This window comes from Catellatospora aurea, assembly GCF_042663325.1.
In the GTDB taxonomy this organism is placed as follows: domain Bacteria; phylum Actinomycetota; class Actinomycetes; order Mycobacteriales; family Micromonosporaceae; genus Catellatospora; species Catellatospora aurea.
Genome location: NZ_JBHTAC010000081.1, coordinates 1 through 13,994, shown reverse-complemented (window position 1 = coordinate 13,994; position 13,994 = coordinate 1). Strand labels below are relative to the sequence as shown.

The window sequence follows — 13,994 nt, the reverse complement described above, 5'->3', positions numbered from 1 at the left end:
GGTCTCCGGCTGGCCGGAGACCGCGACTTTTTAAGAGTTGCAGCGGGAAGGCGGGACGCCAGGCCCGGGGCCCGTGGGGCAGGGTCAGCCGGCCACCGGGGCGGCGACAGCGGGTTCGGCGGTGCGCTGGGTGAGGTCCATGCGGCCGGACAGCTCCCAGGGCGCCTGGAACGGGAAGTACGCCTCCATGAAGTCGCGCACCATCTCGGTCTGCTCGTCCATCTCCCCGGCGGCCGAGTTGGTGTCGTTGAGGCAGAACACGTCGACGTTGCGCTGGCGGACCAGCCGGGCCAGCATGACGGGGGCGATCAGGCGGCCCAGGTCGATGTAGACGTGGCTGATCGAGCCGGGCACCGAGCGCCCGGTGCTGTGCGCCCAGTAGTGCGCCAGCGACGACGGGATGGACAGGTCGCCGCGGTCGCGGAACTGGTGCGAGGCGGTCGCGTGCGACTCCTCGCGCAGCTCGGTCTCGATCTCCTCCAGCACCGCGCGCAGCAGCGGGTACGGCACGTGCCGCATCTTCTGGTAGAGCTGGGTGCCGAAGCGTTCCTGGAGCAGCCGGCGGTTGTTCTTCGCGGCGACGTCGACGGGCGCGTCGGCGGGCGCGGGCGGGTTGACGTCGACCAGCGAGCTGGACGGGAAGAACTTGGCCACCCCGTTGGCGAAGAAGAACTGGGTGGGCAGCACGGGCCGGCCCAGGATCATGTCGTCGTTGAAGTACAGGAAGTGCTCCGACAGGCCGGCCACCTTGTGCAGCCGCGACTCGATGGCGTGCGAGTTGAAGGTCGGCAGCACCCCCACGTCGCCGAAGATCTCCTTGTGCGAGACCAGCGTGACGTGCGGCGACGTCGGGTCGAGCCAGGACGGCGTCTGGTCGTCGGTCACCAGGTAGATGTGGTTGACCCACGGGGCGAACGCGTGCAGCGAGCGCATCGAGTAGAGCAGCTCGTCGCGTGAGGTGAACCGGGAGTCGTTGGTGGCCAGTCCCGCGAACGAGTCGTCGGGGTCCTCGCCGAGGGCCAGCGCCTTGCGGCTGCGCCAGGCCGGGTCGTCGCCGTCCACCCAGGTGTAGACGACGTCGATGGGGAACTGCACGTCGTTGGGGCCGGGCTCGGCGTAGACGGCGCGGCTGCGGTAGCGCGGCTCGGCGTCGCGCGGCACGAACGCCGACAGGCGCGCGGCGGCGACGTACTGCGTCGGGTTGTCCACGCTGACGACGGTGCCGACCTTGTGGTTGCGCGGTCCGACCTGGCGCGGGGCCTGCCAGCCCTGCTGCTTCACGGTGGACCAGAACTCGATCTCGCAGGCGTACGCGTCCTGGGTGAGCGGCATGTTCGCCGCGCCCCCGGCGGACCGGTAGACCTGCACCACCGCGCAGCGCTGCGGGCTGACCCGGCGGCCGGCGACGTCGAGGGTCCGGATGACGGTGTCCCCGCCGGCCCTGCCCCGCAGCAGGCGCAGCACCTGCGCGCGGTGCTCGGCCGCGACGGCGACCGCGCTGCGCCGCGGGTCGGTGTGCGGCAGGCAGAAGTAGTCGACGCCGTCGGCTTCCAGCAGCCCGGTCACGGTCTGCAGATTGTCGTGCCAGGCGTGGGCGGGCGACGAGCCGCCGGACGCGGTGGCGGGGCCGGCGGGCCGGGTGCGGGACGGTCCACCGACGAGCAGCTTGGCGATGCGGACCCGTTGGCGCAGCGGGAGCCGGTAGGCGGCGGCGCGCAGCGCGGGTCTCGGCAGGAGGCGTTTGACAATCTGCTTCACAACAACCCAACATAGGTTATAAGCCGCATAGGACTGCGTATTTGGTTAATAAGGACATTCATGTTGACTGCCGTTTTCAGCCGTCAGGGGGTCAACGCTTGACCCGCCCACAACCGCACGCTTTCGGCCCGGCCCCGTTCGGCGCCCGGCTCGCCCGCAGCCTTCCGATCACGATTCCGGCGCTGGTCACCCTGCTCGTGGTGCTGGTCGGACACGACCGGCGCGCCCTCTGGCGCGACGAGTACGCCACCTGGTGGGCCGCCTCGCTCACCACCGACCAGCTGGAACTCCTGCTGTCCAAGGTAGATGCGGTGTTCGCGCCGTTCTACCTGTTCACCCGGGCGTGGGTCGCCCTCTTCGGGGACGGCCTGACCAGCCTGCGGCTGCCCTCGGCACTGGCCATGGCCGCCGCCGCGGGCCTGCTCGGCGCGCTCGGCCGGCGGCTGTTCTCCCCCGGCGCCGGCCTGGTCGCCGGGCTGCTGTTCGCCCTGCTGCCCGCGGTCTCCCGCTACGGCGAGGAGGCCCGGCCGTACGCGTTCGCGCTGGCGTTCGCCGTGGCGGGCGCGCTGGCCCTGCTGCGGGCGCTGGAGCAGCCGGAGCGGTGGCGGCGCTGGGTGCCGTACGCGCTGATCGTCGCCGCCATCGGCTGGTCGCACCTGGTCGCGCTGACGGTGCTGGCCGCGTACGCGGTGGCAGTGCTCGGCGCGGTGGGACTGCGCTCGGCCGCGCTGCGTAACTGGCTGATCGCCACCGCCGTGGGCGGCCTGCCCGTGCTGCCGCTGCTGTGGCTGGGCAAGCGGCAGACCGGTCAGATCGGCTGGATCGGCGACCGGGGCGAGGAGTCGATCCGGGAGTTCATCACCAGCATCTTCGGTTCGCTCTGGGTCGGCCTGGCGGTGCTGGGGCTGGCGCTGCTCTCGGTGCGCCTGGCCGAGCCGCGCCGACGTTTCCTGCTGGCCTGGGCGCTGCTGCCACCGGCCGCCGTGCTGGCGCTCACCCCGGTGATCAACATGATGCTGTCGCGGTACCTGCTGTTCACCGTGCCCGCCTGGGTGCTGCTGGCCGCCTGCACGCTGCGCGAGGCGTCGGCCCGGGTGGCCGCGCTGACCCCGGCGGCCCGCGCGGCGGCGGCACGGGCGGTGTCGCCGGTCCCGCCGACGACGGCGGCGCGCCGGGCCGTCGCGGGCCCGCGCAGCGCGAAGGCGATCCTCGGTGGCGAGGCGGCCGAGACCGGCGCACGGCGCTCCCCGACCCGGCGAGCGCTGGCCGGGGACGGACCCGCCTGGGCGGTGTCGCTGGGCGCGCTGGCGGTGCTGGCCCTGGTCGGCCTGCCGGGGCAGGTCGAGGCCCGCACGCTGCCCGCCGGCAACCAGGCGGATCTGCGTACCGCCGCGGAGATCATGCGGCCGCGACTGCTGCCGGGCGACGCCATCGCCTACGGCGGCGAGTCGCACGGCGGCCCGCGCACCTTCCGCCGCGGGATGACCTTCGAACTGCGTGACCTCGACGGGCCCAAGGACGTCTTCGTGTCCGTCCGGGGCCAGGACCGGGGCAGCTTCGAGGCCGTCGAGTGCGCCGACCCGGCCGAGTGCGCCAAGGGGGTCACCCGGATCTGGCTGGTGACCTCCGCGCCCGACCGCGACCTGTTCGCGGCCATGCCGGTGGCCCGCGCCGAGCTGCTGCGCGACGAGTTCACCACGGTGTTCGCCCAGCGCACGCAGGGTGTCGCGGTCGCCCTGCTGGTCCGCGAGCAGCCCCCGGCCTCGCAGCCGTAGCGGCCCACCCGCCCGAAGGGCCCGTCCCCAGGTGGGGCGGGCCTTTCGCGTATCCGGGGACACCCCCGGCAAACCTGGTGGCGCGGCGACCGGGGGCGCGCCGTACCCTGGAGACCGTGACGGTACGTGTGCGCTTCGCTCCCTCCCCGACCGGTATGTTCCACGTCGGCGGCGCCCGCTCGGCGCTGCAGAACGCGGTCTTCGCCAAGCAGCAGGGCGGGGTGTTCGTGCTGCGCATCGAGGACACCGACGCCGCGCGCAACCGCCCCGAGTGGACCGAGGGCATCCTGTCCGCGCTGGAGTGGATCGGCATCGCCCGCGACACCTACGAGGGCCCGCTGTTCCAGTCCTCGTACCACGCGGAGCACACCAAGGCCGCTCAGCAGCTGTTCGACGCGGGCAAGGCCTACTACTGCGACTGCACCCGCGACGACGTGCAGGCCCGCACCGACAACAAATACTCCGGTTACGACGGCTTCTGCCGCGACCGGGGCCTGAGCGCGGGCGAGGGCCGGGCGCTGCGCTTCCGCACCCCCGACGAGGGCGTGACCAAGGTCGTCGACCTGATCCGCGGCGAGCCGACCTTCGAGAACAAGCTGATCGAGGACTTCGTCATCGCCCGCGGCGACGGCTCGCCGGTGTTCCTGCTGGCCAACGTCGTCGACGACATGACCATGGGGATCACCCACGTGATCCGCGCCGAGGAGCACCTGCCCAACACGCCCAAGCAGCAGCTGCTCTGGGAGGCGCTGGGCAAGACCCCGCCGGTGTGGGCGCACGTGCCGGTCGTGGTCAACGAGAAGCGGCAGAAGCTGTCCAAGCGCCGCGACAAGGTCGCCCTGGAGATGTACCGCGACGAGGGCTACCTCGCCGCCGCCATGCGCAACTACCTGATGCTGCTCGGCTGGGCGCCCAGCGGCGACCGGGAGATCGTGCCCTGGTCGGTGATCGAGGACGAGTTCCGCCTGGACGAGGTCAACCCGTCGCCCGCGTTCTTCGACGAGAAGAAGCTGCGCGCGTTCAACGGCGAGTACATCCGGGCGCTGTCGGTGCCGGAGTTCACCGAGGCCTGCGCACCGTGGCTGACCGGGCCGTTCCCGACCGAGGAGGAGCGGGCCGAGCGGGGCTACGGCATCACGCCGCCGCCGTGGTCGCCGAACGCGTACGACCCCGCCGTGTTCGCGCAGGTCGCCGAGCTGGTGCAGACCCGCATCACGGTGCTGTCCGAGGTGCCGTCCTACGTGGACTTCCTCTTCCTCGACGAGCCGCTGCTGGACGAGGCGTCCTGGGCGAAGGCGGCCAAGGACGCGGGCATCCTGCCCGACGTCATCGCGGCGCTGCGTGACCTGTCGTCGTGGGACGCCGAGTCGCTGAAGAACACCCTGGTCACCGTCGGCGAGGCGCACGGGCTGAAGCTGGGCAAGGCGCAGGCCCCGGTCCGCGTCGCGGTCACCGGCCGCTCGGTGGGCCTGCCGCTGTTCGAGTCGCTGGAGGTGCTCGGCCGCGAGCGTACGCTGCGCCGGCTGGCGGCCGCCACGGCCTGATCCGCAGACGACGACGCCCCCGCCGTGCTTCGGCGGGGGCGTCCTGCGTTACCGGATCAGGCCTGCTCGCGGCGCTTCTTGACGAGGTTGATGACCCCGCCGACCAGCAGGCCGGCCACGGCCGCCCCGCCGACCCAGGGCCACCACGGGTCGCCGGAGCCGGTGTCGGCGACCGGCGCGGTGCTCGCCGCCGCCGGGCTCGCCGACGGGCTGACCTGCGCCGACTCGGTGACCGGGGACGGGCTCGGGGCGGCGCTCTCGGCCACCGCCAGGCTGAACTTGTACGAGCCCTTCACCAGGTGGCCGTCCTTGGACAGCACCTCGTACGCGACGGTGTAGTCCCCGCCCGCGGCGCCGGTGAACGGCACGGACACCGCCTTGCCGCTCACGGTGACCGGGCCCGCCGCCGCGCCGCCGTCCGGGCCGGTGACCGTGAGCTTCGTCCCATCGCTCTTGAGCGTGGCCAGGAAGGTCAGCTTCACCGCCGCGGGGGCGGCCGTCAATGTGGCGTTCTTCTTCGGAGAGGCCTCGACCAGGGCGTTGTGCGCCCACGCCGGGGTCGCGCCGAGCAGCAGCGCGCCGAGTCCCACCAGGACGGCGAGCACCGCCGCGCCACGCCGGGCCACCAGGTGCTGCCCGCTCCGCCGCCGACTGTCCCCCACGATCGCCTCCGCTTCGTTATGATCCACCGCAATCCGCAGTTGGTCGACGTTACCGACCCATTCGGTTCCCGACCAATCGCGTGCGTTACCCCACCAAGCCCGACAGTGCTGCGCCCGTGTCCGAAACGTGACTATCGGAGTAGCAACCTGACAGGTTTCCCACGGGTCTAGAAGAGGTATCACCAGTCACACTGGCACCAGGTGACGCAGCGCGAAACGGGGCGGGGGCCATGCAGGGCATCAACGTGAGGGGCACCATCGTGAAGGTCGTGGCAGGACTGTTCGCCGCAGCCCTGTTGCTGCTCGGCGCGCCCGCGTTCGGAGCGCCGACGCCGTCGCCCAAGCCGAGCCCGTCGCCGACCGTGCGCACCATCACCATCTCCTCGGACATGCTGACCGCGCCCATCGTGCTGCGCTCCGACCAGCACCAGCGCCAGTTCACGGCAATGGCGGGCGAGGTCGACTGGCTGGCCGGCGGCACCTCGCCGCTCAAGGCGCCGGCCGCCGACAAGCTCGGCCCGAAGTTCGTCGTGCTGGCCGCGGTCAACGGTGTGGACAAGCAGACCTACGACCTGTACCCGCTGGCCGCGGGCGGTCCCCGGGTCTTCCGCCCGGCCGCGCAGCCCGACAAGCGCAAGGTCACCGCGGCCTGGTTCCTGGGGCGTTTCACCATGGACGCCTCGCTGCGCGGCGCCGGGATCTCGCTGGGCACGGCCGCGCCCGCCGAGGGCGGCGGCACGGGCGGCGGTCTGGTCGAGTCGGCGACGGCCGAGCCGGACATCCGCGCCATGGTCGGCGACTGGCAGCGTTTCGTGGGACTCAACGGCGCGGTCGTGGTCGTCATCGCGCTCGGCGTGTTCGCCATCGCGTACGCGTTCCGGCGCACCATCTGACGTCGGTGCGCCCCGGCTTCCGGCCGGGGCGCAGGTGCCACATACTGGCCCGATGCGACTGCCCCGCACATCCCTGCGCACCCTCGCCGTGCTGGCCCTGGCGGCCTTCAGCCTCTCCGGCTGCATGAAGCTCGACATGAACATGACCGTGAACAGCGACGACACCGTCGACGGCACGATCGTCATGGCGCTGGACAAGTCGGTGCTCCAGCTGAGCGGCAAGAGCCCCGAGCAGGCGTTCGAAGACGCCGGCGACAGCCTCGCGGAGCTGCCGAAGGGCGCGAAGACCGAGGTGTACGACGACGGCAAGTACTACGGCAAGAAGATCATCTACGACGACCTGCCGCTGACCGAGTTCAACACCGGTGAGAAGGGCTCGCCCTCGATCACCCACGCCAACGGCAAGTACGTCTTCACCGCCGACCTCGACACCGGCGCCGACGGCCTCGGCCCGCAGGCCGAGATGGTCAAGCCGTTCCTGAGCAGCCTGCAGATCACCTTCGCGGTCACCTTCCCCGGAAAGGTGATCGAGCACGACGCCAAGGCGGTCGTCGACGGCAACACCGTGCGCTGGAACGTCGCCCTGGGCGGCAAGAACGAACTGCGCGCCGTGGCCGAGGAGGGCACCACCTTCCCGTGGCTGGTCGTCGCCGTGGTCGGCGGCGTGCTCGGCCTCGCCGTGATCATCGGCATCGTCTTCCTGGCCGTCTGGCTCACCCGCCGCAAGGCGCCCGCGGCCACGCCGGACCCGTACGCCGCGACCGCCTACGACCCGGCCACGGTGGCCCAGCCCGTCGGCGGGAACCCGGCCACCACGCCCTACGCCGCGCCGCAGCAGGGCGGCACGGACGGGCAGCCCCACTGAGCCGGGCCGGTGGAGCCCGCAGGCTCCCTAATATGGGGCACATGACCGACGGCGAACCGCTGGCCGCGACGCTGCGGCAGATCGAGCGGTCCGCCGGCGCCCTGGCCACCGCCAGCGTGTCACGCATGGACGAGTCGCTGCCGTGGTTCCGCGAGCTGCCGGCCGACCAGCGATCGTGGGTCATGCTGGTGGCGCAGGCCGGTGTCCAGTCGCTGGTGCAGTGGCTGCGCACGGGCGCGGGCGCGCGGGGCGGCCCGCAGGCGGTCTCCGACGAGGTGTTCGACGTCGCGCCGCGGGCGCTGGCCCGCAGCATCAACCTGCAGCAGACGGTCGCCCTGATCAAGGTCACCATCGACGTCGTCGAGGAGCAGGTGCCGCACCTGGCCGCCCCCGGCGAGGAGCAGCAGCTGCGCGAGGCGGTGCTGCGCTACTCCCGCGAGGTCGCGTTCGCCGCCGCCCGGGTGTACGCCCGCGCGGCCGAGTCGCGCGGCGCGTGGGACGCCCGGCTGCAGGCGCTGCTGGTGGACGCGCTGCTGCGCGGCGACTCCGCGGACGTGCTGGCCAGCCGTGCCGCCGCGCTCGGCTGGACCGACGCGCCTCCCGTCGCGGTGGTGGTCGGCCGCTCCCCCGGCGGCGAGGCCGCGATCGTGCTGCACGGGGTGCACCGCGCGGCGCGGCGCGCCGACGTCGAGGTGCTCGGCGGCGTGCACGGTGACCGGCTGGTCGTGGTGATGGGCGGGGCCGCCGACCCGGTGTCGGTGGCGGAACGGCTGCTGCCCGCATTCGGCGAAGGCCCGGTGGTGGTCGGCCCGGCGGTGCCGTCGCTGGAGGCGGCCACGGAGTCGGCCCGCTCGGCGATGGCGGGGTACCGGGCCGCGCCCGCGTGGCCCGGCGCGCCCCGGCCGGTGGCCGCCGACGACCTGCTGCCCGAACGCGCCCTGGCCGGTGACGGGGAGGCCCGGCGCATCCTGCGCCACTCGGCGTACGGCGCGCTCGCGCGGACCAGCGGGGAGCTGCTGGAGACGCTGGACGCGTTCCTCACGCACGGCGGCGCGCTGGAGGCGACCGCGCGGGCGCTCTTCGTCCATCCGAACACGGTGCGTTACCGGCTGCGTCGAGTGGCCGAGGTCACAGGCTTCGGGCCGCTGACTCCGCGTGACGCGTTCACTCTCAAGATCGCGCTCGCGTTGGGCCGCCTTGAGCCCGGTACGCAGGGCGAACAGCTCACCAAGCCGACATGAACGGGACAAAATTCCGCCACCGTACGCCGATCTTTGTGGGGTACCCACAACATCGGTAGGAGGATTTAGTCATCCCCGGCAACGGCGCGCCGGTCCGTGATCCCTCAGGGTTGAATACGTGCTCGCCGTACTCTCCCCGGGCCAGGGTGCCCAGAAACCAGGATTCCTCACGCCGTGGCTCGACCTCGACGGCGCCGCTGATCGTCTGCGCTGGTGGTCGGACCTCGCCGGAGTCGACCTGGTGCACCTGGGCACCGCGGCGGACGCCGAGGAGATCAAGGACACCGCGAAGACCCAGCCGCTGCTGATCGCCGCCGCCCTGCTGGCCGCCGGCGAGCTGCCGCTGGACGGCGTCTCACTCGTGGCCGGACACAGCGTCGGTGAGCTGGGCGCGGCGGCCCTGGCCGGCATGCTCACCCCGGACGCCGCGATCACGCTGGCCGGCGTACGCGGCCGGGAGATGGCCGCCGCCTGCGCGCTGGAGCCCACCGGCATGGCCGCCGTGCTCGGCGGCGACGAGGCCGAGCTGCTGGCCGCGCTGGAGGCCGCGGGGCTCTACGCCGCGAACCGCAACGGCGCCGGTCAGATCGTCATCGCGGGCGCGCTCGACGCGCTCGACAAGTTCGCCGCCGCGCCGCCGGCCCGTACCCGGGTCATCAAGCTGGCCGTCGCGGGGGCGTTCCACACCCCGTACATGGCTCCGGCCGAGGCGGCCCTGGCCACCGTGGCGAGCAGCGTGGCCACCGCCGACGCCGCCCGCCCGCAGCTGTCCAACGCCGACGGCACGGCCGTCACCGACGGCCAGGAGATGCTCGGCCGCCTGGTCCGCCAGGTGACCGCGCCGGTCCGCTGGGACCTGTGCATGCGCACCCTGGCCGAGCGCGGCATCACCGCCGTGATCGAGCTGCCGCCCGCGGGCACCCTCGCCGGGCTGGTCAAGCGCGAGCTGAAGCCCGGCACGCCGGAGATCGTCACGCTGAACACGCCGGACGACCTGGCCGCCGCGAAGGACCTCATCTCGCGCCACAGCGCGCCGGGGTCGCACGAGTCAACCCCGCAAGCCCGCATCGGAGAGCAATCATGACCGCTAACGGCAGCAAGATCCTCGCTTTCGGGCACTACCAGCCGTCTCGCGTCGTGACCAACGACGATCTGGCGCAGATGGTCGACACCAACGACGAGTGGATCCAGTCCCGCGTCGGCATCAAGGAGCGGCGCATCGCCGACACCGAGACCGTCGCCGACATGGCCGGGTTCGCCGCCGAGAAGGCGCTGGCCGCGTCCGGCCTGACCGCCGCGGACATCGACCTGGTGATCGTGGCGACCTGCTCCTCGATCGACCGCAGCCCGAACGTGGCCTGCCGGGTCGCCGACAAGCTCGGCATCGCCGGGGCGGCCGCGTTCGACCTGAACACCGCGTGCTCGGGCTTCTCGTACGCGCTGGCCAACGCCGACCACTCGATCCGCGCCGGGGCGGCCAAGCACGCTCTCGTGATCGGCGCGGAAAAGCTGTCGCAGATCACCGACTGGTCCGACCGGAGCACCTGCGTGATCTTCGCTGACGGCGCGGGCGCGGCGGTCGTGTCGGCCACCGCCGAGGGCGAGGAGCCCGGCGTGGGCCCCGTGGTCTGGGGCAGCGAGCCGAGCGACGCGATCGCCATCGAGGGCTGGCAGCCGTACATCGTGCAGGAGGGCCAGAAGGTCTTCCGCTGGGCCACCGGCACCGCGCCCCAGGTGGCGCTCGCGGCCTGCGAGAAGGCCGGCGTGGCCCCCGGCGACCTGGGCGGCTTCGTGCCCCACCAGGCCAACCTGCGCATCATCGAGCCGCTGGCCCGCAAGATCGGCGTCGACCCGGCGGTGCTGTCCCGCGACATCGTGGAGTCCGGCAACACGTCGGCCGCGAGCATCCCGCTGGCCCTGTCCAAGATGATCGAGCGCGGCGAGGTGAAGTCCGGCTCGCCGGTGCTCCTCGTCGGCTTCGGCGGCGGCCTGACCTACGCCGGTCAGGTAGTCCGCTGCCCCTGAGCCCCACCCCTGGCTTACACCCACATCAGTTCCACCAACCGAAGGGAAACCAAGTTCCATGGCTACGCGCGAAGAGGTCGTCACCGGCCTGGCCGAGATCCTCGAAGAGGTCGCCGGCGTGAACCCCGACGACGTCTCCGAGGAGAAGTCGTTCACCGAGGACCTCGACGTCGACTCGCTCTCCATGGTCGAGGTCGTCGTGGCCGCCGAGGAGAAGTTCGGCGCGAAGATCCCGGACGACGAGGTCCAGAACCTGAAGACCGTCGGCGACGCTGTCTCCTTCATCGTCGCCAACTCCTGAAGTTGCGAGATTTGACGTGACCAAGCCTGACGTTGTCGTCACCGGTCTCGGCGCCACCACCCCGCTCGGCGGGGACGTGGCGTCGACCTGGGACGCGATGCTGGCGGGCCGCTCCGGGGTCAGCAAGCTGACCCAGGAGTGGGCCGATCAGCTGACGGTGAAGATCGCTGCCCAGCTGGCGGTGGAGCCGAGCGAGGTCATCGACCGCGTCCGGCTGCGCAAGCTGGACCGCTCCGAGGCCGTGGCGCTCATCGCCGCCGCCGAGGCGTGGGCCGACTCCGGCCTGGCCGACGCCGGCCTCGACAAAGAGCGGCTCGGCGTGGTCGTCGGCTCCGGCATCGGCGGCGCACAGACCCTGCTGGCCCAGGACGACATCCTGGAGGCGTCCGGCGCGCGGCGGGTCAGCCCGCACACGGTGCCGATGCTGATGCCGAACGGTCCGGCCGCCTTCGTCGGCCTGGAGTACGGCGCGCAGGCCGGCGTGCACGCGCCGACCAGCGCGTGCGCCACCGGTGCCGAGGGCGTCGCGTGGGGTCTGGACATGATCCGGTCCGGTCGTGCCGACGTCGTCATCGCCGGCGGCACCGAGGCCGTGATCCACCCCCTGCCGATCGCCGGTTTCGCCTCGATGCGCGCCATGTCGACGCGCAACGACGAGCCGGAGAAGGCCTCCCGGCCGTGGGACAAGGGCCGTGACGGCTTCGTCCTCGGTGAGGGCGCGGGCATCGTCATCCTGGAGCGGGCCGACCACGCCGCGGCGCGTGGCGCGCGGATCTACGCGCGTCTCGCCGGTGCGGGCATGACCTCCGACGGGTACGACATCGTGCAGCCGCATCCCGAGGGCACGGGCGCCGCCCGGGCCATCGCGATGGCGCTGCGCGACGCGGGCGTGGCCAAGGCCGACGTCGCGCACGTCAACGCCCACGCCACGTCGACCCCGGTCGGCGACATGGCCGAGATCGCGGCGCTGCGGGCGGCGCTGGGTGACCACCCGGTGCTGACCGCGACCAAGTCGATGACCGGGCACCTGCTCGGCGCGGCGGGCGCGCTGGAGTCGATCGCGACGATCCTGGCGATCCGCGACAGTGTCGTGCCGCCGACGATCAACCTCGACGACCCCGACGACGCCCTGACCATGGACGTGGCGGCGCACAAGGCCCGCCCGCTGCAGATCGCAGCCGCGCTGAACAACTCGTTCGGCTTCGGTGGGCACAACGTCGCCCTCCTGTTCACCCGGCCGTAGGCCGGGTGAACCAACAGCTCAGGACGCGGCCGTAGGCCGGGTGAACCAGCAGCTCAGGACGCGGCCGTAGGCCGGGTGACCGACAGCTCGGAACCGGCCGTAGGCCGGGCGGCCGAGCAGTTCGGTCCCCGGCTCGTGCCAGGCGACGCCCAGGTGCCTTCGTGCGCCTGGGCGTCGTCGCGTAGACCGCCTGCCACAAGGGAGATCCGCATGACCACGACCTCGGCCGCGGGCATCGTCGACCATCGCGACCCGCTGGTGCGGTTGCGGGCCCTGTTCGACGAGGGCACGGTGCGTACGCTGACCGCCCCGGACGGCTCCGGCGTGCTCGGCGCCCGCGGCGACATCGACGGCATGCCCGCGGTCGCCTTCGCCACCGACGCCACCCGCATGGGCGGGGCGCTGGGCGCCGAGGGCTGCGAGCACATCGTGGACGTCATCGACACCGCGGTCCGCGAGCGCATCCCCGTCGTCGGGCTGTGGCACTCCGGCGGGGCCCGGCTGGCCGAGGGTGTCGTCGCGCTGGACGGGGTCGGGCAGGTCTTCGCGGCGATGGTGCGGGCCTCGGGCCGCGTGCCGCAGATCTCGGTGGTGCTCGGCCCGGCGGCCGGCGGCGCGGCGTACGGGCCGGCGCTGACCGACATCGTGATCATGAGCGATGCCGGCCGGATCTTCGTGACCGGCCCGGAGGTCGTCCGCTCCGTCACCGGCGAGCAGGTCGACATGGAGAGCCTGGGCGGCCCCGACGCGCACGGCCGCCGCTCCGGCGTCGTCCACCTCACCTGCAAGGACGACGCCACCGCCGTCGCCGAGGCCCGCCGGCTGGCCCGGCTGCTCGGCCGGCCGGGCCGCCTGTCCCCCGCCGACGTCGCCGACGACCGCGACCTCGGCGCGTGGCTGCCCGAGCAGGCCAACCGGGCGTACGACGTCCGGCCCCTGGTCAAGGCCCTGTTCGACGAGCCTGGTGTGGAACTGCACGCCAAGTGGGCCCCGAACGTGGTGACCGCGCTCGGCCGGTTCGCCGGGCGCACCGTCGGCGTCGTCGCGAACAACCCGCTGCGCCTGGGCGGCTGCCTGGACTCCGCCGGAGCGGAGAAGGCGGCCCGCTTCGTGCGCATGTGCGACGCGCTCGGCGTGCCGCTGATCGTCGTCGTGGACGTGCCCGGCTACCTGCCCGGCCTCGGCCAGGAGTGGGACGGTGTGGTGCGCCGCGGCGCGAAGCTGCTGCACGCCTTCGCCGAGGCCGTCGTGCCCCGGGTGACCCTGGTGACCCGCAAGGCGTACGGCGGCGCGTACATCGCGATGAACTCGCGCTCGCTCGGCGCGAGCGCGGTGTTCGCGTGGCCGAACGCGGAGGTCGCTGTCATGGGCGCGGGCGCGGCCGTGAACATCCTGCACCGCCGCAGGCTCGCCGCCGCCTCGCCCGAGGAGCGCGAGGCGCTACGGGTACGCCTGGTCGAGGAGCAGACCCAGGCCGCGGGCGGCGTCAACCGCGCCCTGGAGATCGGCGTCGTCGACGACGTCATCAAGCCCGTCGAGTCCCGCAAACGCATCGCCGAGGCCCTCGCCGCCGCCCCCGCCGCCCGCGGCGCCCACGGCAACATCCCGCTCTGACCCACCCTCCCGCCCCCACCCCCGGTCGCAACTCTTAAAGACTTGCGGTCTCGGGGAGGCCCGGAGACCGCAA

12 protein-coding genes are annotated in these 13,994 nt (G+C 72.8%); 10 read left to right on the top strand and 2 right to left on the bottom strand.

Features of this window, described 5'->3' with window-relative positions; all coding sequences use genetic code 11:
* Positions 1–84: 84 nt before the first annotated feature.
* Positions 85–1,758, bottom strand: a complete 1,674-nt coding sequence (locus ACFQO7_RS37210; protein ID WP_376810798.1) for a stealth family protein — start codon at positions 1,756–1,758, stop codon at positions 85–87.
* A gap of 98 nt (positions 1,759–1,856) precedes the next feature.
* On the opposite strand from ACFQO7_RS37210, the gene ACFQO7_RS37205 reads away from it, so the two are divergent.
* Together ACFQO7_RS37205 and gltX are read left to right on the top strand one after the other, a co-directional pair.
* The gene (locus ACFQO7_RS37205; protein ID WP_376810797.1) at positions 1,857–3,533 is read left to right on the top strand and encodes a glycosyltransferase family 39 protein; all 1,677 of its coding nucleotides are present in this window, start codon (positions 1,857–1,859) and stop codon (positions 3,531–3,533) included.
* A 116-nt stretch (positions 3,534–3,649) separates the two neighbouring features.
* Positions 3,650–5,077 carry a glutamate--tRNA ligase gene (gltX, locus tag ACFQO7_RS37200; protein WP_376810796.1) on the top strand — a complete coding sequence of 476 codons (1,428 nt, stop codon included), beginning with the start codon at positions 3,650–3,652 and terminating at the stop codon, positions 5,075–5,077.
* Between the two features lie 56 nt (positions 5,078–5,133).
* Here gltX and ACFQO7_RS37195 read toward each other — a convergent pair whose 3' ends face one another.
* The gene (locus tag ACFQO7_RS37195; protein ID WP_376810795.1) at positions 5,134–5,739 is read right to left on the bottom strand and encodes a copper resistance CopC family protein; all 606 of its coding nucleotides are present in this window, start codon (positions 5,737–5,739) and stop codon (positions 5,134–5,136) included.
* Between the two features lie 269 nt (positions 5,740–6,008).
* On the opposite strand from ACFQO7_RS37195, the gene ACFQO7_RS37190 reads away from it, so the two are divergent.
* The 8 genes from ACFQO7_RS37190 (at position 6,009) to ACFQO7_RS37155 (ending at position 13,921) form a co-directional block, all read left to right on the top strand.
* Positions 6,009–6,632 carry a hypothetical protein gene (locus ACFQO7_RS37190; protein WP_376810794.1) on the top strand — a complete coding sequence of 208 codons (624 nt, stop codon included), beginning with the start codon at positions 6,009–6,011 and terminating at the stop codon, positions 6,630–6,632.
* Between the two features lie 52 nt (positions 6,633–6,684).
* Positions 6,685–7,497, top strand: coding sequence for an LppM family (lipo)protein (locus ACFQO7_RS37185; protein WP_376810793.1), 813 nt, complete (start codon positions 6,685–6,687; stop codon positions 7,495–7,497).
* A 41-nt stretch (positions 7,498–7,538) separates the two neighbouring features.
* Positions 7,539–8,738 carry a PucR family transcriptional regulator gene (locus tag ACFQO7_RS37180; protein ID WP_376810792.1) on the top strand — a complete coding sequence of 400 codons (1,200 nt, stop codon included), beginning with the start codon at positions 7,539–7,541 and terminating at the stop codon, positions 8,736–8,738.
* Between the two features lie 118 nt (positions 8,739–8,856).
* Positions 8,857–9,822, top strand: a complete 966-nt coding sequence (locus ACFQO7_RS37175) for an ACP S-malonyltransferase (RefSeq protein ID WP_376810791.1) — start codon at positions 8,857–8,859, stop codon at positions 9,820–9,822.
* Entirely contained in the window at positions 9,819–10,763 is a 945-nt protein-coding gene (locus tag ACFQO7_RS37170) for a beta-ketoacyl-ACP synthase III (protein ID WP_376810790.1), read from the top strand. Before ACFQO7_RS37175 ends, ACFQO7_RS37170 begins: the two co-directional genes overlap by 4 nt.
* A 58-nt stretch (positions 10,764–10,821) precedes the next feature.
* Entirely contained in the window at positions 10,822–11,064 is a 243-nt protein-coding gene (locus ACFQO7_RS37165) for an acyl carrier protein (protein WP_120316303.1), read from the top strand.
* A gap of 16 nt (positions 11,065–11,080) precedes the next feature.
* Entirely contained in the window at positions 11,081–12,307 is a 1,227-nt protein-coding gene (gene fabF, locus ACFQO7_RS37160) for a beta-ketoacyl-ACP synthase II (RefSeq protein WP_360537849.1), read from the top strand.
* A gap of 210 nt (positions 12,308–12,517) precedes the next feature.
* A complete protein-coding gene (locus ACFQO7_RS37155) occupies positions 12,518–13,921 on the top strand; it encodes an acyl-CoA carboxylase subunit beta (protein WP_376810789.1) in 1,404 nt (467 codons plus the stop codon).
* Positions 13,922–13,994: the final 73 nt, after the last annotated feature.

Excerpts from the sequence above, each read along its gene's own strand:
- ACFQO7_RS37155 (WP_376810789.1), top strand. The coding sequence starts at position 12,518 with ATGACCACGACCTCGGCCGCGGGCATCGTCGACCATCGCGACCCGCTG.
- ACFQO7_RS37180 (WP_376810792.1), top strand. The coding sequence starts at position 7,539 with ATGACCGACGGCGAACCGCTGGCCGCGACGCTGCGGCAGATCGAGCGG.
- ACFQO7_RS37185 (WP_376810793.1), top strand. The coding sequence starts at position 6,685 with ATGCGACTGCCCCGCACATCCCTGCGCACCCTCGCCGTGCTGGCCCTG.
- ACFQO7_RS37170 (WP_376810790.1), top strand. The coding sequence starts at position 9,819 with ATGACCGCTAACGGCAGCAAGATCCTCGCTTTCGGGCACTACCAGCCG.
- ACFQO7_RS37165 (WP_120316303.1), top strand. The coding sequence starts at position 10,822 with ATGGCTACGCGCGAAGAGGTCGTCACCGGCCTGGCCGAGATCCTCGAA.